We start from the raw sequence: 17,219 nt of genomic DNA on the forward strand, positions 1-17,219 counted from the left end.
ACCGGGTCGTACTAGTGGGAGTGCCCGTGGCCGTGACCGGCGTCGGACTCTTCCTCGGCCGGCTTCTCGACGACCAGGGTCTCGGTCGTGAGCAGCAGCGACGCGATGGACGCGGCGTTCTCCAGGGCGGAGCGGGTGACCTTGACCGGGTCGATGACGCCGGCCTTCACCAGGTCGCCGTACTCGCCGGTCGAGGCGTTGAAGCCCTGGCCCTTGTCGAGCTCGGCGACCTTCGCGGTGATGACGTAGCCCTCGAGGCCCGCGTTCTCCGCGATCCAGCGCAGCGGCTCGACGGCGGCGCGGCGCACGACCGCGACACCCGTGGCCTCGTCGCCGGTCTTGCCGAGGTTGCCCTCGAGGACCTTGACGGCGTGGACCAGGGCGGAGCCACCACCGGAGACGATGCCCTCCTCGACCGCGGCGCGGGTCGCGGAGATGGCGTCCTCCAGACGGTGCTTCTTCTCCTTGAGCTCCACCTCGGTGGCAGCACCGACACGGATCACGCACACGCCGCCGGCCAGCTTCGCGAGGCGCTCCTGGAGCTTCTCGCGGTCCCAGTCGGAGTCCGTGGACTCGATCTCGGCCTTGATCTGGTTGACGCGGCCCTTGACGTCGGCGGACTCGCCGCCGCCGTCGACGATGGTCGTGTCGTCCTTGGAGACGGTGACGCGGCGGGCGGTGCCCAGCACGTCCAGACCGGCCTGGTCGAGCTTGAGGCCGACCTCCTCGGCGATGACGGTCGCACCGGTGAGGGTGGCGATGTCGCCGAGCATGGCCTTGCGGCGGTCACCGAAGCCCGGGGCCTTCACCGCGACGGCGTTGAAGGTGCCACGGATCTTGTTGACGACGAGGGTGGAGAGCGCCTCGCCCTCGACGTCCTCGGCGATGATCAGCAGCGGCTTGGAGCCACCCGACTGGATGACCTTCTCCAGCAGCGGGAGCAGGTCCTGGATCGAGCCGATCTTGCCCTGGTGGATCAGGATGTACGGGTCGTCGAGGACGGCCTCCATACGCTCCTGGTCGGTCACCATGTACGGGGACAGGTAGCCCTTGTCGAAGGCCATGCCCTCGGTGAACTCGAGGTCCAGACCGAAGGTGTTGGACTCCTCGACGGTGATGACACCGTCCTTGCCGACCTTGTCCATCGCGTCGGCGATGAGCTCGCCGACCTGCGAGTCCTGCGCGGAGAGCGCGGCGACGGCGGCGATGTCGGACTTGTCGTCGATCGGGCGGGCGGTCGCGAGGAGCTCCTCGGACACGGCCTTGACCGCGGCGTCGATGCCCTTCTTCAGGGCGGCCGGGGAAGCACCCGCGGCGACGTTGCGCAGGCCCTCGCGGACGAGCGCCTGGGCCAGGACGGTGGCGGTGGTGGTGCCGTCACCGGCCACGTCGTTGGTCTTGGTCGCCACCTCCTTCACCAGCTGGGCACCGAGGTTCTCGTACGGGTCGTCGAGCTCGACCTCGCGCGCGATGGTGACACCGTCGTTGGTGATGGTGGGAGCGCCGAACTTCTTGTCGATGACGACGTTGCGGCCCTTGGGGCCGATCGTCACCTTCACCGTGTCGGCAAGCTTGTTGACGCCGCGCTCAAGGGCGCGACGGGCGTCCTCGTCGAACTTAAGAATCTTCGGCATGGGCTGTACTTCCCTCTCGAACGAACTGCGCCCCTCGCCGCCCGGCTAGGTATTTCGCAGGGGGCCAGGGGCGCAGAACACAAGCAAACGTGGGTGAATTACTTCTCGATGATCGCGAGCACGTCGCGAGCCGAGAGGACGAGGTACTCCTCGCCGTTGTACTTCACCTCGGTGCCGCCGTACTTGCTGTACAGAACGACGTCGCCGGTCTTGACGTCGAGCGGCAGGCGCTCGCCGTTCTCGAAGCGGCCCGGGCCCACGGCCAGGACGACGCCCTCCTGGGGCTTCTCCTTGGCGGTGTCCGGAATGACCAGGCCAGAAGCCGTGGTCTGCTCAGCGTCGAGCGGCTGGACCACAATGCGGTCCTCGAGCGGCTTGATCGCAACCTTGGAGCTGGTGGTCGACACGATCCGGTCTCCCCCTTCGGAGATCTCACGGGGTTTAACAGTCTGTGGGTGGCGACCAGGTCGATCCGTCGTCGCGGGTGCCGGACCTGCCCTGTCGCGCGGTGATGCTGGCACTCTCCAGTGGGGAGTGCCAGACCTGAGACTATGACCGCGATTAGCACTCGGTCAAGCGGAGTGCCAATTCACCACCCGCGCGTGGCGGGGAGACCGGGCCCCCGGGCCGCACGGGGCCGGCTGCCGGACGGGATTCCGCACGGGCACCGTACGGACAACGCGGGGGCGCGCCGCGGCGTTCCGTACCTCCTGAACGGCTTGCGCGGAGGGCGGCGGCGACGCGCACGCACCGCTCCACGGGCATGCGCGGGGGACCGGAAACTCTCAGACGTAGTCCTCCAGCCTGGCCACGGCGTACCCCTTGTCGGTGATCGTCTTCATGACCTGGCGGACCATGTCCGCCATGGATCCCTTCCAGTTCGCCCGCCCGCGGAAGTGGGTGAGGATGATGTCGCCGGGGTGCAGGTCCCGGTCCCACTCCCGCCATTCCATGCGATCGGGGAAGGCCTCCGCGTTCCACAGGGGCACGGCCTTGACCCCGCAGGACTGCGCGATGCGCAGGGTGTCGCGGTTGTAGTTGCCGTACGGCGGCCGGAAGAGGGTGGGCCGCTTCCCGAAGTACCTCTCGATCTTGTCCTGTTCGCCGCAGATCTCCCGCCGCTGATCGGCCTTCGAGAGCCCCGGCAGATAGCGGTGGTTCAGCGTGTGGTTGCTGAGGGTGACCCCGCGGGCCTGCATCTCCTTGAAATAGCCGTAGTTGTCGCTCACCACGTAATCGCTGAGGAAGGCGCTGTACGGGATCTTCAGTTCCGTCATCATGCGCAGCAGTTCGGGGTCCTTCTCCGCACCGTCGTCCATCGTCAGGAAGACGATCCGCTCCTTGGTCGGAACGGTGGTGAAGACCGGCGGCAACTCTTCCCCGCCCTCGACCTCGAAACCCTCGCGGGTGGTGATGCGCGGCTTCACGGCGGGCGGCGCCGGGGCGACCAGGGGAACCTCGGCCAGCCCCCACTTCTTCGCCGCGGCCACGCGGGCGGCCCGCTCCCGCTTCAGCCGCTCGGCACGGGTATCGACCGCGGGGGCCTGCCCCGCCTGGGCGGCCGCACCCGGCTGCCCCGCGGCCGGCTTCCCCCGCGCGGCCCCGTCGCCGGACTCCGCCGCACACCCGGAGGCGACGGCGGCGGCCAGCAGGGCGACCAGAGCGGCGCAGACCGCTCTATGAGGCTTTGTGATGTTCTTTTCGTTTTGTCGTACTAGTTGCATGGCGCCGCATCCTGCCAGCCGGTCACCGGCCTCCTCCCGCGACACCTCCACCGGAGCCACCGCGTCCCCCGGCTGGCCCACAATGGACTCGTGAACGCCGCCCACTCCCCCGACGATCCCGCCGATCCCGCAGGCCCTACGGGTCCCGCAGGGCCCGTGGATCCCGCCGGTCCCGCAGATCCGCTCGTGGCCTTCGCCGCCCTGCGCAGCCCCGAGGGCACGGCGCTCCTGGACGAACTGCGCGACTACGACCCCGCCCGGGAACTGGCCACGGCCACCCGGCTGCGCCGCTCCCACCCGGCCGACCTGGTGTCGGCCGCGCTGGGCCAGGCGCGGCTGCGGCAGCGGGCCGCGGCGAAGTTCGGTGCCGAGGACGCGTACCGGATGTTCTTCACCCCGAACGGAGTGGAACAGGCGACCCGGACCTCGGTCGCCACCTACCGCGCCGCGCGGTTCGCCGGCCTCGGCGGCGTACGGAGCGTGGCCGACCTGTGCTGCGGGATCGGCGGGGACGCGATCGCCCTCGCACGGGCGGGCATCTCGGTCCTGGCCGTGGACCGCGACCCGCTGACCGCCGAGGTCGCCCGCGCCAATGCCGAGGCGCTCGGCCTCGACGGCCTCATCGAGGTGCGGTGCGCCGGTGTCACGGAGATCGACACCTCCCCGTACGACGCGGTCTTCGTCGACCCGGCCCGGCGTGGCGGGCGCGGCAGGATCTTCGACCCCGAGGCGTACTCGCCGCCGCTCTCCTGGGCGACCGCGGCGGCGCTGAAGGCCCCCCGCGCGGCGCTGAAGATCGCCCCCGGTGTCCCGCACGAGGCGATCGGACCGCAGGCGGAAGCCGAGTGGATCTCGGACGGCGGTGATGTGAAGGAGGCCGTGCTGTGGTTCGGCGAGGGTTTCACCCCGGGTGCCTTCCGGGCCACCCTGCTGCCCTCCCGCGCGACCCTGGTGGCCCCCGCCCCGCTCCCCGCACCGCCCGTCGGCCCCGTCGGACGCTTTCTGTACGAGCCCGACGGCGCCGTCATCCGGGCCCATCTGGTCGCCGACATCGTGGAGCGGTGCGGTGGCAGGCTGGTCGACGAGACGATCGCGTACGTGACGAGCGATCAGCCGTACGACTCCGACTACACGGCCGCGTACGAGATCACCGACCAGCTGCCCTTCAACATGAAGAAGCTGAAGGCCCTGCTGCGGGAGCGGAAGGTCGGCGTCCTGACCGTCAAGAAGCGCGGATCGGCGGTCGAACCCGAGGAGCTGCGCCGGAAGATGAAGCTCCAGGGGCCGCATGCGGCCACCGTGTTCCTCACCCGGGTGGCCGGCGCCCCGACGATGCTGATCGGGCACCCCGTGAAGCAGCCCTGATCAGTGGCGGGCGCCGCCGTCCACCCGGACCGGCGGCTCGGCCGGCGCCCCGATCAGCACCCGCACCACCCAACGGCGGTGGGCGAACGCCTTGACGACGCCGATCAGTCCGGTCAGCCAGGCGACGAGCCCGAGCCCCATCAGGAACGCCACCGTGCCGTACGTCTCCTGGCCGGCCCTGGCCGTGGCCGGGACGATCACACAGGTGTACAGGCCGACCGCGCACAGCAGGTACGACGTCAGCATCCAGACGAGTCCGGCCGCGGGCCGGCGCAGCGGTACGTCGCCCACCGGGTCCCGGTCGAGCCCGCCCCATTCCGCCAGCAGCCGGCGCACCCGGCGGTCCCTGCGCATACCGAGAGCGACGAAGACGGCCGAGGGAACCAGCAGGCCGGCGCCGACGATGACACAGACGAGACCCATGAACGCGCTGATGACGTCGTGGGACTCCTCGAAGGTGAGCATCGCCGTGCCGACGAACGACCAGCCGAGCGCGGCAAGTCCCGCCCACAGCCACAGCATTCCGAGCCGGCCCGGCCCGATGTGCATCCTGACGAGCTCACCGAGGACCAGAGCCCTGTCCCGCAGCAGTGCGTCCCGGTCGGGCCAGGAACGCGTCTCCACGGGCGGCGGAGGAGGCGGCAGCGGGGAACGGGGTGGCATGGACAAGACACTACCCAGGCGGCGAACGGTCCTGTGACCCGCTCCGCTCCGACTCCCGCGGCGGGAAACGGAATCGCGACGGCCGACGCGCAACCGGCCGGACCCGCCCGGCCGTCCCAGGATCCGGATACAGTACGGCTCGTTTCGAGTCCAACCAGGCCGGCCGGGGGCAGCAGCACGATGAGTCATCAACACCAGGAAAGCGACGGGGTCTTCCAGCCGCTGGAGGAGAGCGATCCGCGGACGGTGGCCGGCTACCGGCTCACCGCGAAGCTCGGTTCCGGCGGGATGGGCAAGGTCTACCTCTCGTACACGCCGGGCGGACGGCCCGTCGCGATCAAGGTGATCCGGCCGGACTTCAGCGAGGACGCGGAGTTCCGCCGGCGGTTCCAGCAGGAGGTGCAGGCCGCCCAGCGCGTGCAGGGCCTGTACACCGCGCCGGTCATCGACAGTGACACCGACGGCGGCCAGCCCTGGCTCGCCACCGCGTACGTGCCCGGCCCGTCCCTCGCGGCGGCCGTCGGCGAGCACGGGCCGCTGCCCGTTCCCGCCGTGCTCCTGCTGGTCGCGGGGATCGCCGAGGCGCTCCACGTCATCCACGGGGCGGGCATCGTCCACCGGGACCTGAAGCCGTCCAACGTGCTCCTCGCCGCCGACGGGCCGCGCGTCATCGACTTCGGCATCGCCCGCGCCGCCGACGCCACCTCACTGACCGGCAGCGGTGTCACGATCGGGACCCCCGCCTTCATGTCGCCCGAGCAGGCCTCGGGACGGCAGGTGACCGCGGCGACCGACCTCTTCGCGCTCGGGCTCGTCGCGGCCTACGCGGCAACGGGCTCCCCGGCATTCGGCGAGGGCGCCTCGCACGGCGTGCTGTACCGGATCGTGCACGAGGAGCCGGACCTGACCTCGGTACCCGAGCAGTTGAAGGAGCTCGTCACCCGGTGTCTGGCCAAGGCGCCGGAGGACAGGCCCTCGGTCACCGAGGTGATCGAGCTGTGCCGTACCGCCAACAGTGAGACGCAGCTGCGCCGCCCGGAGGACTGGCTGCCGCGCGCGGTCGCCGCCGACATCAGCGGCCGGACCGCGGCACCCGCCCCGGACCGGACCCCGCCGCCCCCGACCGTGGCGCCGACCGCCCCGGCGACGGCTCCCGCGACGCACCCGCCGACCGCCCCGGCCGCCCAGGTGACGCCGCAGCCCCCGACCGTCACGGCGGCACCGGCGCCCGGCGCGTACGGCTACCCGACGCCTCCGCCGTCCGCCGGACACCAGCAGCAGCCGGTACCGGGTTACGGCTACCCCGTCCCCACCCAGCAGCACGCGCAGCAGCCCGGCGGGTACGGCTACCCGACCGGGCCCCACACGTATCCGACGGCGCAGGTACCACCCGCCGGACCCGCCCGTCCCAAGAAGCGCACCGGAAAGCTCGTCGCGATCGGGCTGGCCGCCGCGCTGCTCATCGGCCTCGGCGGTGGTCTCACCGCGTACAAACTGCTCGACGGCGACGGCAGCGCGGACAAGGGGAAGCAGACCCAGGCGGACGGCAAGGAGAAGTCCCCCGCCGCGAACACCTCGTCCGACGCCGCCCCGTCCGAGGGCTCCGGAGAACCGGCGGACGACGGCGGGGACGACTCCGCGCCGCTGCCGGACCCCGAACCGGTCGTCTACAAGGGCATCGACCTCACCGGCGGCTACCACCTCAACTTCGCCGATGCGACGGACAGCCCGCTCGACGGGTCCGAGGGCGATTTCGCCTACAGCTCCATCAGCAGCGTGGTCCGCACCAGCGATTCCATGATCCTGCTGAACCCCGGCCAGCAGGGCAGCCTCGACACCTGCCGGTCGGAGACCCGTTACTCCACCGAGCTCGACGTGGCCCGGCTCGTGAGGGGCACCCAGATCTGTGTCCGCACGGACACCGGCCACCTCGGACTCGTCGTCGTCCGCGCCCTCCCCTCGGAGACGGCGGCCAGCAACTACATGACGCTGGACGTCACGGTGTGGCGCAACGCCCTGAAGGTCGACGAGTCCTGAACCGGCCCGGAGCCGGTGAGGGGATCAGGTCAGCGGGTACGACGTCCTGCCGGACGCCTCGTCGATCTCGTCGTGTGCCTTGGTGAGCAGCTTCATCGCCAGTTCGTTGAGCGCACGGGCACCCGCGATCTCCTCGCCGACTCTCGGCTGCTCCGCGTCGGAGGGGTGGCGGCTGGCGTAGCCGTGGGCCCGCACCTCCGTGCCGTCGCTGAGCCGTACGAGAGCGGCAGCGCGGGTGCGGTGGGTGTCCTCTTCGAATTCCAGCTCGATATGCCACCCGACAGTGGTCTCCATCATGGCGGGTCACCTCCCGAAGTCCCTGCTTCCAGGGTGCGCCCGTTTCCCCGGCCGCGCACGGCGTGCGGCGCGCTCGGCCGGAGGGGGCTCAGGCGTCCCGCAGCGCCTGGATGTCCAGCTTGCGCATGCCCAGCATCGCCTTCATCACCCGCTCCGCCCTGTCCTTGTCGGGATCGGCCAGCAACTCCGGCAGGGCACGGGGAACGATCTGCCAGGACAGCCCGTACTTGTCCTTGAGCCACCCGCACATGCTCTCCTCGCCGCCTTCGGTGAGCCTGTTCCAGAACCGGTCCACCTCCTCCTGCGTCTCGCAGTCGACGGAGAGCGAGACGGCCTCGCTGAAGTGGAACATCGGGCCTCCGTTGAGGCCGATGTACTCCTGGCCGGCCAGCCGGAAGTCGACGGTCAGAACCTTGCCCGCCTCCCCCGGTGACGCCTCGGTGTAGTAGGTGATGTCCACGACCGCGGAGTCACCGCCGAAGACCGAGACGTAGAAGTTCGCGGCGTCCTCCGCCTGGTCGTCGAACCACAGACAGGGCTTGATCTTCTGCATGGTCTTCTCCTTGCCACGTCGAGCTGCTCGGGAACGCTGTGCAAGGTAGACCGCGCCGGGTCCGGAAACTCATCGGGACCCGCCGTCCGCCCGTGCCAGCAACATCGCCCGCTCCCGGGCGTTGCGGGTCAGCCCGGCCGCCCGCAGGAAGGCGGCCCGCGCCTCCTCCTCACGTCCCAGCCGTCGCAGCAGATCGCCGCGCACGCTGGGCAGCAGGTGGTACGAGGCGAGCGCCGGGTCCCGCGCGAGCGCGTCGGCCAGGGCGAGTCCGGCGGCCGGGCCCTCGGCCATGGAGACGGCGACCGCACGGTTCAGTTCCACCACCGGGGACGGGGCGGCCTTGACGAGATGGCCGTACAGGGTGGCGATGGTCGCCCAGTCCGTGTCCGCGTACCGCAGCGCGCGGGCGTGACAGGCGGCGATCGCGGCCTGCAGGGCGTACGGCCCCGGGGCACCGCCCGCGGCGTGCGCCCGCTCCAGGGCCGCGAATCCACGCCGGATCAGCAGCTGGTCCCAGCGGGAGCGGTTCTGGTCGGCAAGCAGTACGGGCGCGCCGTCCGCACCGGTCCTGGCCCTGGTCCGGGAGGCCTGGAGCTCGAGCAGCGCAGCCAGCCCGTGGACCTCGGGTTCCCGGTCCATCAGCCCGGCCAGCAGCCGGGCCAGGCGCAGCGCGTCCTCGCACAGTGCGGGGCGCAGCCAGTCGTCACCCGTGGTCGCCGCGTACCCCTCGTTGAAGATCAGGTAGATGACGTCGAGCACGGAGCCGAGGCGAGCGGCGCGCTCGGGGCCGTAGGGCACCTCGAAGGGGACGCCCGCCCGGCCCAGGGTCCGCTTGGCGCGCACGATGCGCTGCGCGACAGCCGCCTCGGTGGCAAGGAAGGCGCGGGCGATCTCCTCGGTGCTCAGGCCGCCGAGCAGCCGCAGGGTCAGGGCGATGCGGGCCTCGGTGGACAGGACCGGGTGGCAGGACGTGAAGATCAGCCGGAGCAGGTCGTCGTCGATGCCGTCCGGGTCGGCGGTGTCGGGCGCCGGCACGTCCTCCAGGGCCCGCCCGGCCTCCGCCAGCTTGCGCGCGTAGGTCTCCTTGCGGCGTACGAGGTCGATCGCCCGGTGCTTCGCCGTGGCCATCAGCCAGGCGCCGGGCCGGTCGGGGACACCTGTGCTCGGCCACTGCTCCAGCGCGGCGACCAGTGCGTCCTGCGCGAGCTCCTCGGCGATGCCGACGTCCCGCACGATGCGTGCGGTTCCGGCGATGATCCGCGCCGACTCGATCCGGTACACGGCCTCGACGGCACTTCTTGCTTCTGTCACGGCCACCCATCAGAGCAGCCGGGGGCGGGGGCGGCAAGGACCCGCCGCACCCGCCCCGCTCCGGAGGACGGCTGCCGTCAGCCCTCGGCGATCTCGCGGATCTCGGAGGTGACGGTCCAGTAGGTCTCGTGGACGGCGAGGAAGCGCTTGGTCCACTCCAGGATCTCGGCCTTGTCCTTGGCCTGGATGAGGGCGTAGCCGCCGATGACCTCCTTGGTCTCGGTGAACGGCCCGTCCGTGACGGTGAACTCCCCGTCGGACCAGGTCACCCGGGTGCCCTCGGACGTCGGGGTGAGCCCGGCCGTGTCGAGCAGGACACCGGCCTTGGTCATCTCCTCGATGAGCGCGCCCATACGCTCCATCAGGCCCTCGCTGGGGCCTTCGGCGGGAGCGTTGTTCTCGTCGATGCGGACCATCGTCAGATAGCGCGGCATGGTGACTCCTCGGATCGGGCGGCGGGGCTCGTCCCCGCCTCTCACCCCTGCGTCGAACGGGACGGACCCGGATCGACACATCCGGCAGAATTCTTCTGAGATTTTTCCGGAACGGCCACCGGAAGGTCTGTGGCGGGCGGCCTCAGGCGTCCGCCGGCCCCAGCGACTCGAAGCGCCAGCGGTGCACCGGGCGCGTGATCAGCGCGGCGTCCGGCTCGGGCAGCTCCGGCAGGTCGTCGTCGTACTCCGCCTCCCACCAGGTGAGGACGAGCACCCGGTCCTGCGGGGCGCGCAGCAGCTCGCTGCGCAGCGGCTCCCGGGCCAGCTCGCCCGCCCTGGACCGGGCCCACTCCAGCAGTTCCGCGCCGCGGCCCTCGGTGGCGCGCGCCTCCCACATCAGGGCGACGGTCATGAGTAGAGGTTGTCCTTGCTGATCTCGTGCACGTGGTCGTGGTCGTGGCTGTGCGCCCCCGGCACATGGGTCTCGGTGACCGGCAGCGAGGAGTCCGCCGAGAGCTCCCAGTCCGAGGCCGGGCGGTTGCGGGCCACCATCTCCGCGCCGAGCGCGGCGACCATGGCCCCGTTGTCCGTGCACAGTCCGGGCCTGGGCACCCGCAGCCGGATCCCGGCCCGCTCGCACCGCTCCTCGGCCAGCGCCCGCAGCCGCGAGTTGGCCGCGACACCGCCGCCGATCATGAGGTGGTCGACGCCCTCGTCCTTGCAGGCCCGCACGGCCTTGCGGGTCAGCACGTCCACCACGGCCTCCTGGAAGGACGCCGCCACATCCCGTACGGGAACGTCCTCGCCCGCCGCACGCTTCGCCTCGATCCAGCGCGCGACCGACGTCTTGAGGCCGGAGAAGGAGAAGTCGTACGCGGGGTCGCGCGAGCCGCTCAGCCCGCGCGGGAACGCGATCGCCTTGGGGTCGCCCTCCCTCGCCAGCCGGTCGATGACCGGTCCGCCGGGGAAGCCGAGGTGCAGCACCCGGGCGATCTTGTCGAAGGCCTCGCCCGCCGCGTCGTCGATCGTCGCGCCCAGCGGCCGTACGTCGTTGGTGATGTCCGGCGCCAGCAGCAGCGAGGAGTGCCCGCCGCTGACCAGCAGTGCCATCGTCGGCTCGGGCAGCGGGCCGTGCTCGAGCTGGTCCACGCAGATGTGCGAGGCGAGGTGGTTGACCCCGTACAGCGGCTTGTTCAGCGCGTACGCGTACGCCTTCGCCGCGGACACCCCGACGAGGAGCGCCCCGGCGAGCCCGGGACCGGCGGTGACCGCGATGCCGTCGAGGTCGCGGGCGCTGATCCCGGCCTCCTTCAGCGCGCGTTCGATGGTGGGGACCATCGACTCCAGGTGGGCGCGGGAGGCGATCTCCGGGACGACGCCGCCGAAGCGGGCGTGCGTGTCGACACTGGAGGCGACGGCGTCGGCGAGCAGTGTCGTACCGCGCACGATGCCCACGCCGGTCTCGTCGCAGGAGGTCTCGATACCGAGTACGAGCGGTTCGTCAGCCATCAGTCAGTCTCTGTTCCTTGTACGGTCAGGCGCATGACGAGTGCGTCGATGTTCCCGGGCTGGTAGTAACCCCGGCGGAAACCGATCGGTTCGAAGCCGAAGCGTTCGTACAGCTTCTGCGCACGGGTGTTGTCGACACGGACTTCGAGGAGCACCGCGGTGCACTCGAAGGCGGTGGCGTGTCTGAGGAGGTCGGTCAGGAGTTCGGAGCCGAGGCCGCCGCCCCACTGACCGCGGCTGACGCCGATCGTCTGGACGTCGGCGAGCTCACCGGCCGCGGCGAGACCCGCGTAGCCGACGATCCGCCCGTCGACGGGGTCCTCGGCGACGACGTAGCGCCGGGTGGCCTGCGGGCCGCGCGCGTGGGCCAGCTCGGACCAGAACATCCCGGCCGACCAGGCGTCCTCGGGGAACAGCTCGTGCTCCAGTTCCAGCACCGGATCGATGTCCCACCAGCGCATCTCGCGGAGCACTGCGGTCACGGTCGTCACTTCGGGGTGACCACCTTGTAGTTCTTCGGGACCTGGGCGTCGGGCCTGCGCAGGTAGAGCGGCTGCGGGGGCAGCAGTTCCGCCCCGGCGGCGAGGCGCTCGGCGGCGAGGGCGGCGAGGGCTCCGGCCGAGACATGTTCGGGGCTGCGCGCGTCCGGGAAGGCGTCGGGGTAGAGCAGGGCGCCCGCGCCGACGACGGGCAGCCCGGCGAGCCGCTCGGCCAGGTCGGCCGGCCGGTCGACGGCGGGTTCACCGGACCGGGTGCGGGAGTCCTCGTACCGCGCCCAGTAGACCTCCTTGCGCCGCGCGTCCGTCGCGACGGCGAACGGGCCTTCGAGGCCGGCCTGCCCGGCGGCGTACGCGAGGCCGTCGAGCGTGCACAGTCCGTGCACCGGTACGGAGAGGGCGGAGCCGAACGTCGCCGCGGTCACCAGGCCGACGCGCAGCCCGGTGTACGGGCCGGGGCCGACCCCGACAACCACGTCCGTCACGGCGTCGAGTTTCACCCCGGCCTCGGCGAGGACACGGTCGACGGCGGGGAGCAGGAGCTCCCCGTGCCTTCGGGCGTCGACCTGGCCGGTCTCGGCTACGACGGAGGTCCCGTCGTGGAGGGCGACGGTGACGGCGGGCGTGGCGGTATCAACGGCGAGCAGGAGCACACAAACAGCCTACGGCTCCGCCGACTCGGGTATGTCCCGCCCGTACGTCGTACCGGTCGGCACCGTCGCTGCTGGTACCGTCGCCGGGTATACGTGTGTACGACGTAAATGCTTGTACGACATGCGACGGACGGCATGCGAAAGGGGAGCTCACGGTGGCTAGGGGCAGCTCGGGAATCGTGGCCGGGCTCACGGCGGCGGCGGTGGCCGCGGTCTGTTTCCTCGCCTACCAGGCATCGGCGAACGCCCCGGACTCCGTCGCCGCCCCCACGGCGCGGTCCTCCGGCAGCTCGACGGCCGCTCCCAGCGAAAAGCCCGAGGCACCGAGGGAACCGCTCGCGATCCCCGCCGACTCCGACACCGGGGCGCGCGTCGTGTACGCGCTGAAGGACCGGCGGGTGTGGATCGTGGACGCCAAGGAGAAGTCGCTCCGGACGTTCACCGTCATGCCGAGCGCCATCAGCCCGCTGCCCGGTGTCTACCGGGTGACCTCGCGCTCCGGCACCATCAAGGGCTCGGACGGCGTACCCATCGAACACGTGGTGCGCTTCGCGAGCGTCGACGACGTCATCGTGGGCTTCAGCGCCGCACAGGACGACTCCATGCACAGCCCCGACCCCACGATCAAGACCGGCGGGGTCCGGATGAAGCGTGCCGACGGCAACGCGATGTGGACGTTCGCGACGGTCGGCGTCAAGATCGTCGTCGTCCCGTAGGACCGCACCGCCCGTAACGCCGCACCGCACGTACCGCCTGAGCCGCCCGTCCCGCAGTGCGCGGCCGGGTTCCCCTCAGGCCGCGTCGCGTCCGGCCGGCAGCTGTTCCTGCCCGTCGTCGTCCTCGTGCTCCCCACGGGGCGGCGTCGAGACCGCCGTCGCGGCCGCGCAGGAGGCCAGCAGGTCCTTCATCGACACCGCGGACGCCGACGGTGGCTCCGCCTGCGGCGACTGCGGCTGCACTTCACGCTCGGGTGTCGGCATGCATGCCTCCTCGGGCTTCGGTGAAAGATCTGGTTAGGCAGACCTAACCCGATCTCACGACCATGTGACCACGGCCGCAGCCCCCTGCGCAACATTTTACCGACGGCTTGTCGGAAAGCACCGTCGGCGACATCGGCGACATCGGCGACATCGGCCGGAACCCGTGGTCATGCCAGGGCCAGATCCGTTCGCAGGTCCACCCAGCGCTCCCCGATGCCGACCAGCGTCACCGTGCGCCGCTCGTCGTCCGTGTCCCCGACCGCACGGTGGATCAGGACCTGCAGCCGGTCGTCCGACAACTCCTCGACCTTGCCGTCGCCCCATTCCACGACGATCACCGAATCCGGCAGCGACACATCGAGGTCGAGATCCTCCATCTCGTCGAGCCCGCCGCCCAGGCGGTACGCGTCGACGTGGACCAGGGCGGGCCCGTCGCCCAGCGACGGGTGGACCCGGGCGATCACGAAGGTCGGCGAGGTGACGGCACCCCGTACCCCGAGGCCCTCACCGAGCCCCCGGGTGAGGGTGGTCTTGCCCGCGCCGAGCTCGCCGGTGAGCATCACCAGGTCGCCGGGGGCCAGCACTCCGGCGATCAGGCGGCCGAGGTCCCGCATCTGTTCGGGGGACTCGACGGCGATGTCCAGGGTGACGGTGCCCGGTACGGCGGTGTCAGCCACCGGGCCGTTGTGCGCTGCTTCCATGCTCGCCAACGTTAGAGGATCCGGGCGCCTCGCCCGGAACCGCTCCGATCCGCACCAGCAGGTCCGCGAGCCGGTCGGTGACCGTCTCCGGGTGTTCGAGCATCACCAGGTGACCGGCGTCCGGCACGATGACCAGCTCCGCGTCCGGCAGTTCGTCCGCGATGGCCTCGCTGTGCGAACTGGGTGTGACCAGGTCCTTGTCGCCGGCCAGGATCAGCACCGGAAGATCGAGGAAGGCGGGCAGCGCCCCGCTCTTGTCGTGCTCGGTGAACGCCGGGTAGAACTCGGCGACCACATCGATCGGGGTGGACTCGATGAGCCGCTCCGCGAACCGCGCGACCGCCGGGTCCACGTCCCGCGAACCGAACGAGTACCGCTTGATCAGCCCCGCGAACAGGTCGGCGGTCGCCCGCCGTCCGCGCTCCACGAGCTCCGTCTGCGAACCGAGCGCCTTGAGCACCCCGGGCAGCACCCGGCGCACCGCGTTCACGCCCGCCACCGGCAGCCCGAAGTTCACCTCGCCGAGCTTCCCGCTCGACGTGCCGACGAAAGCGACGGCGGCGACCCGGTCACGGACCAGTGCCGGGTACTGGTCGGCGAGCGCCATCATCGTCATGCCGCCCATGGAGTGCCCGACCAGCACCAGCAGACCCTCGGGGGCCGCGGCGTCGATGACCGCCTTCAGGTCGCGGCCGAGCTGGTCGATGCCGACGGCCACCCCCTCGGCCTGGGCCCGGCCGCGCTCGGAGCGGCCGTGACTGCGCTGGTCCCAGTGGACCGTGCGCACCAGGCCGCGCAGGGCCGCCCGCTGGAAGTGCCAGGAGTCCTGGCTGAGGCAGTAGCCGTGGCTGAAGACGACGGTGACGGGCCCGGGGGCCTTGCGGCCGAAGAGCCTGCGCCGTCGCGGGCCGGGGGCCGTGCCGGATCCGGCGCCCGCCTTCGTGCCCGCGCGGCCCGTGCCGCCGTCCGGTTCGACCTCGTCGACCTCGTAGTACAGCTCGGTGCCGTCGTCGGCGACGGCCCGGCCGGACGCCCCGCGCAGCGAGCCGTACGGTCCTGCGGCGTCCAGCGCGAGCCGGGCCTTCTTGCGCATGCCGCGGCCCACCGTCAGCCGCTCGACCGCGACACCGGCCGCCGCACCCGCGGCGATGACGCCTATCGCCGCCCCGGCGATGCCCGCCCGGCGCCAGCCGGCCGCGGCAACGGCAGCCGTCGCCACCACGTCCCCCGCGCTGGTGTCGCTCACCGTGCAGTGCTCCTCGTCGTTGTCGCCGCGTTCAGATAGACGCGGGGTACGCGTGCACCGATGCGGGTGACGATCTCGTACGCGATCGTGTCGGCCGCGACCGCCCAGTCCTCGGCGCTCGGCTCGCCCCGGTCGCCCGGCCCGAACAGCACCGCCTCCGTACCCGGTTGCGGGGTGTCGCCCTCGAGGTCGACCACGAACTGGTCCATCGCGACCCGGCCCGCCACCGTCCGGATCCGCCCGTCGACGAGGACGGGGCCCCGGCCGGAGGCGTGGCGCGGGATGCCGTCCGCGTAACCGACGGGCACCAGGCCGAGCGTCGTCTCGGCGGAGGTCGTGTAGTGGTGGCCGTAGCTGACTCCGTGGCCCGGGGGCACCTGCTTGACCAGCGCGATCGACGCGGCGAGCGTCATCGCGGGGCGCAGGCCGAAGTCGGCGGATGTGCCCAGCTCCGGGCTCGGCGAGATGCCGTACACGGCGATTCCGGCGCGTACGAGATCGAAGTGCGACTCGGGCACCGTGAGGGTCGCCGGCGAGTTCGCGATGTGCCTCACCTCGGGCTCGGCGCCCGCCTTCTCCGCGTACGCCACCATGTCGCGGAACACGTTCAGCTGGGCGGCGATCGACGGGTGGCCCGGTTCGTCGGCGCAGGCGAAGTGGGACCACAGGCCGGTGATGCGCAGCGTGCCCGCGGCCTCGGCGGCGCGGGCGGCGGAGACCAGTTCCGGCCAGTCGGCGGGCTGGCAGCCGTTGCGCCCGAGGCCCGTGTCGGCCTTGAGCTGGACCCGCGCCGGAATGCCGGCCTCCGAGGCCGCGGCGACGACTTCGGTGAGTGCCCACAGGCCGCTCACCGAGACGTCGATGTCCGCCTCGATCGCCTCGCGCCAGGGGCCGCCGGGCGTCCACAGCCAGCACATCACCCGGCCGCCGATCCCGGCCGCCCGCAGGGCGAGCGCCTCCTGCGGGGTCGCCGTGCCCAGCCATGTCGCGCCGGCCTCGAGCGCGGCCCGGGCACAGGGCACCGCGCCGTGTCCGTACGCGTCGGACTTCACGACGGCCATGAGCTGTGCCCCGGACGCCCGCGCACGCAGGGCGCGCACATTGGCGCGCACCGCGGCGAGGTCGATCTCGGCACGGGCTCTCGGGGACGCTGTCTCGTTCATCGCGCCCAGTCTCTCAGAGCCGTACGCATGTGCCCTCGACCTCCCGGGCGCGGTGAGGCGTCAGCCGTGCTCCAGGGCGTGTTCCAGGTGCTCGGCGAGGACGGGGACGTGGCTGGCCGGGATGTCCTTCACCGCCGTGAGCAGCGTGACCGGGCCGCCCCGGCGCAGCAGGCCGAGCAGCTCGTCCACGGCCCGGGTGTGGGCCGGGTCTCCGAGCTCGGTGCGGTAGCGGTCCACGAAGTCGTCGTAGCGGCTGCCGGAACGGTCCTCGTGGTACCAGGAGCGGAGCTCGTTCGAGGGGGTCGCGTCCTTGGCCCACACGTCGACGGCGGCCCGCTCCTTGGACACCCCGCGCGGCCAGAGCCGGTCGACGAGGACGCGGGTGCCGTCGCCGTCCTCCGGCGGGTCGTACACCCTGCGCATCCGTACGGTGTCGCTGCTGCCCACGTCCG

The 17,219-nt window shown here is 71.7% G+C and carries 20 protein-coding genes; 3 read left to right on the forward strand and 17 right to left on the reverse strand.

All coding sequences use genetic code 11. The features are described from left to right. Positions 1 to 11: 11 nt before the first annotated feature. The 3 genes from groL to ACFW9O_RS03460 form a co-directional block, all read right to left on the reverse strand. Positions 12 to 1,634 (reverse strand): chaperonin GroEL, encoded by a 1,623-nt coding sequence (gene groL / locus ACFW9O_RS03450; RefSeq protein ID WP_351170111.1) that lies wholly within the window; start codon positions 1,632 to 1,634, stop codon positions 12 to 14. 98 nt (positions 1,635 to 1,732) lie between these two features. After that, a complete protein-coding gene (groES, locus tag ACFW9O_RS03455) occupies positions 1,733 to 2,041 on the reverse strand; it encodes a co-chaperone GroES (protein WP_028439209.1) in 309 nt (102 codons plus the stop codon). A gap of 378 nt (positions 2,042 to 2,419) precedes the next feature. Beyond that, positions 2,420 to 3,358, reverse strand: a complete 939-nt coding sequence (locus ACFW9O_RS03460; protein WP_384605249.1) for a polysaccharide deacetylase family protein — start codon at positions 3,356 to 3,358, stop codon at positions 2,420 to 2,422. A 156-nt stretch (positions 3,359 to 3,514) separates the two neighbouring features. Between ACFW9O_RS03460 and ACFW9O_RS03465 the strand changes: the two genes are divergently transcribed. Further along, a complete protein-coding gene (locus ACFW9O_RS03465) occupies positions 3,515 to 4,723 on the forward strand; it encodes a methyltransferase domain-containing protein (protein ID WP_384605252.1) in 1,209 nt (402 codons plus the stop codon). Here the strand turns inward: ACFW9O_RS03465 and ACFW9O_RS03470 are convergent, their stop codons facing one another. Next, on the reverse strand, positions 4,724 to 5,386 hold the full coding sequence (locus ACFW9O_RS03470) for a hypothetical protein (protein WP_384604518.1): 663 nt from the start codon (positions 5,384 to 5,386) through the stop codon (positions 4,724 to 4,726). A gap of 180 nt (positions 5,387 to 5,566) precedes the next feature. On the opposite strand from ACFW9O_RS03470, the gene ACFW9O_RS03475 reads away from it, so the two are divergent. After that, positions 5,567 to 7,423 (forward strand): serine/threonine-protein kinase, encoded by a 1,857-nt coding sequence (locus ACFW9O_RS03475; RefSeq protein ID WP_384604521.1) that lies wholly within the window; start codon positions 5,567 to 5,569, stop codon positions 7,421 to 7,423. Positions 7,424 to 7,447: 24 nt separating this feature from the next. Here the strand turns inward: ACFW9O_RS03475 and ACFW9O_RS03480 are convergent, their stop codons facing one another. The 8 genes from ACFW9O_RS03480 to tsaB form a co-directional block, all read right to left on the reverse strand. Continuing rightward, the gene (locus ACFW9O_RS03480) at positions 7,448 to 7,720 is read right to left on the reverse strand and encodes a DUF1876 domain-containing protein (protein ID WP_329208240.1); all 273 of its coding nucleotides are present in this window, start codon (positions 7,718 to 7,720) and stop codon (positions 7,448 to 7,450) included. An 88-nt stretch (positions 7,721 to 7,808) separates the two neighbouring features. Then, positions 7,809 to 8,273 carry a VOC family protein gene (locus tag ACFW9O_RS03485; RefSeq protein WP_384604524.1) on the reverse strand — a complete coding sequence of 155 codons (465 nt, stop codon included), beginning with the start codon at positions 8,271 to 8,273 and terminating at the stop codon, positions 7,809 to 7,811. 69 nt (positions 8,274 to 8,342) lie between these two features. Then, positions 8,343 to 9,584, reverse strand: a complete 1,242-nt coding sequence (locus ACFW9O_RS03490) for an RNA polymerase sigma factor (RefSeq protein WP_384604526.1) — start codon at positions 9,582 to 9,584, stop codon at positions 8,343 to 8,345. Positions 9,585 to 9,661: 77 nt separating this feature from the next. Further along, complete coding sequence (locus ACFW9O_RS03495; protein WP_384604529.1) at positions 9,662 to 10,018, reverse strand: YciI family protein; 357 nt, start codon at positions 10,016 to 10,018, stop codon at positions 9,662 to 9,664. A gap of 142 nt (positions 10,019 to 10,160) precedes the next feature. Beyond that, entirely contained in the window at positions 10,161 to 10,430 is a 270-nt protein-coding gene (locus tag ACFW9O_RS03500; protein WP_384604532.1) for a hypothetical protein, read from the reverse strand. Then, entirely contained in the window at positions 10,427 to 11,527 is a 1,101-nt protein-coding gene (gene tsaD / locus ACFW9O_RS03505; protein WP_384604535.1) for a tRNA (adenosine(37)-N6)-threonylcarbamoyltransferase complex transferase subunit TsaD, read from the reverse strand. Before tsaD ends, ACFW9O_RS03500 begins: the two co-directional genes overlap by 4 nt. Beyond that, positions 11,527 to 12,018 carry a ribosomal protein S18-alanine N-acetyltransferase gene (gene rimI / locus ACFW9O_RS03510; protein WP_351170137.1) on the reverse strand — a complete coding sequence of 164 codons (492 nt, stop codon included), beginning with the start codon at positions 12,016 to 12,018 and terminating at the stop codon, positions 11,527 to 11,529. Before rimI ends, tsaD begins: the two co-directional genes overlap by 1 nt. Further along, positions 12,015 to 12,677 carry a tRNA (adenosine(37)-N6)-threonylcarbamoyltransferase complex dimerization subunit type 1 TsaB gene (gene tsaB, locus ACFW9O_RS03515; protein ID WP_384604538.1) on the reverse strand — a complete coding sequence of 221 codons (663 nt, stop codon included), beginning with the start codon at positions 12,675 to 12,677 and terminating at the stop codon, positions 12,015 to 12,017. Before tsaB ends, rimI begins: the two co-directional genes overlap by 4 nt. 155 nt (positions 12,678 to 12,832) lie before the next feature. Between tsaB and ACFW9O_RS03520 the strand changes: the two genes are divergently transcribed. After that, a complete protein-coding gene (locus ACFW9O_RS03520; RefSeq protein ID WP_384604540.1) occupies positions 12,833 to 13,393 on the forward strand; it encodes a hypothetical protein in 561 nt (186 codons plus the stop codon). Positions 13,394 to 13,468: 75 nt separating this feature from the next. Here ACFW9O_RS03520 and ACFW9O_RS03525 read toward each other — a convergent pair whose 3' ends face one another. From ACFW9O_RS03525 to ACFW9O_RS03545, 5 genes are all read right to left on the reverse strand, one after another. After that, complete coding sequence (locus ACFW9O_RS03525) at positions 13,469 to 13,657, reverse strand: hypothetical protein (protein WP_351170146.1); 189 nt, start codon at positions 13,655 to 13,657, stop codon at positions 13,469 to 13,471. A gap of 167 nt (positions 13,658 to 13,824) precedes the next feature. Beyond that, a complete protein-coding gene (gene tsaE / locus ACFW9O_RS03530) occupies positions 13,825 to 14,358 on the reverse strand; it encodes a tRNA (adenosine(37)-N6)-threonylcarbamoyltransferase complex ATPase subunit type 1 TsaE (protein ID WP_384604543.1) in 534 nt (177 codons plus the stop codon). Continuing rightward, positions 14,327 to 15,604: an alpha/beta fold hydrolase gene (locus ACFW9O_RS03535; RefSeq protein ID WP_384604547.1), complete on the reverse strand. Its 1,278-nt coding sequence runs from the start codon at positions 15,602 to 15,604 to the stop codon at positions 14,327 to 14,329. Before ACFW9O_RS03535 ends, tsaE begins: the two co-directional genes overlap by 32 nt. Next, positions 15,601 to 16,767, reverse strand: a complete 1,167-nt coding sequence (gene alr, locus ACFW9O_RS03540) for an alanine racemase (RefSeq protein ID WP_384604549.1) — start codon at positions 16,765 to 16,767, stop codon at positions 15,601 to 15,603. The genes ACFW9O_RS03535 and alr overlap by 4 nt, the downstream gene beginning before the upstream one ends. A gap of 60 nt (positions 16,768 to 16,827) precedes the next feature. Beyond that, positions 16,828 to 17,214 (reverse strand): DUF488 family protein, encoded by a 387-nt coding sequence (locus ACFW9O_RS03545; RefSeq protein ID WP_351170158.1) that lies wholly within the window; start codon positions 17,212 to 17,214, stop codon positions 16,828 to 16,830. Positions 17,215 to 17,219: the final 5 nt, after the last annotated feature.

Origin of the sequence: Streptomyces sp. NPDC059499 (assembly GCF_042749285.1) — a bacterium.
GTDB lineage: Bacteria > Actinomycetota > Actinomycetes > Streptomycetales > Streptomycetaceae > Streptomyces.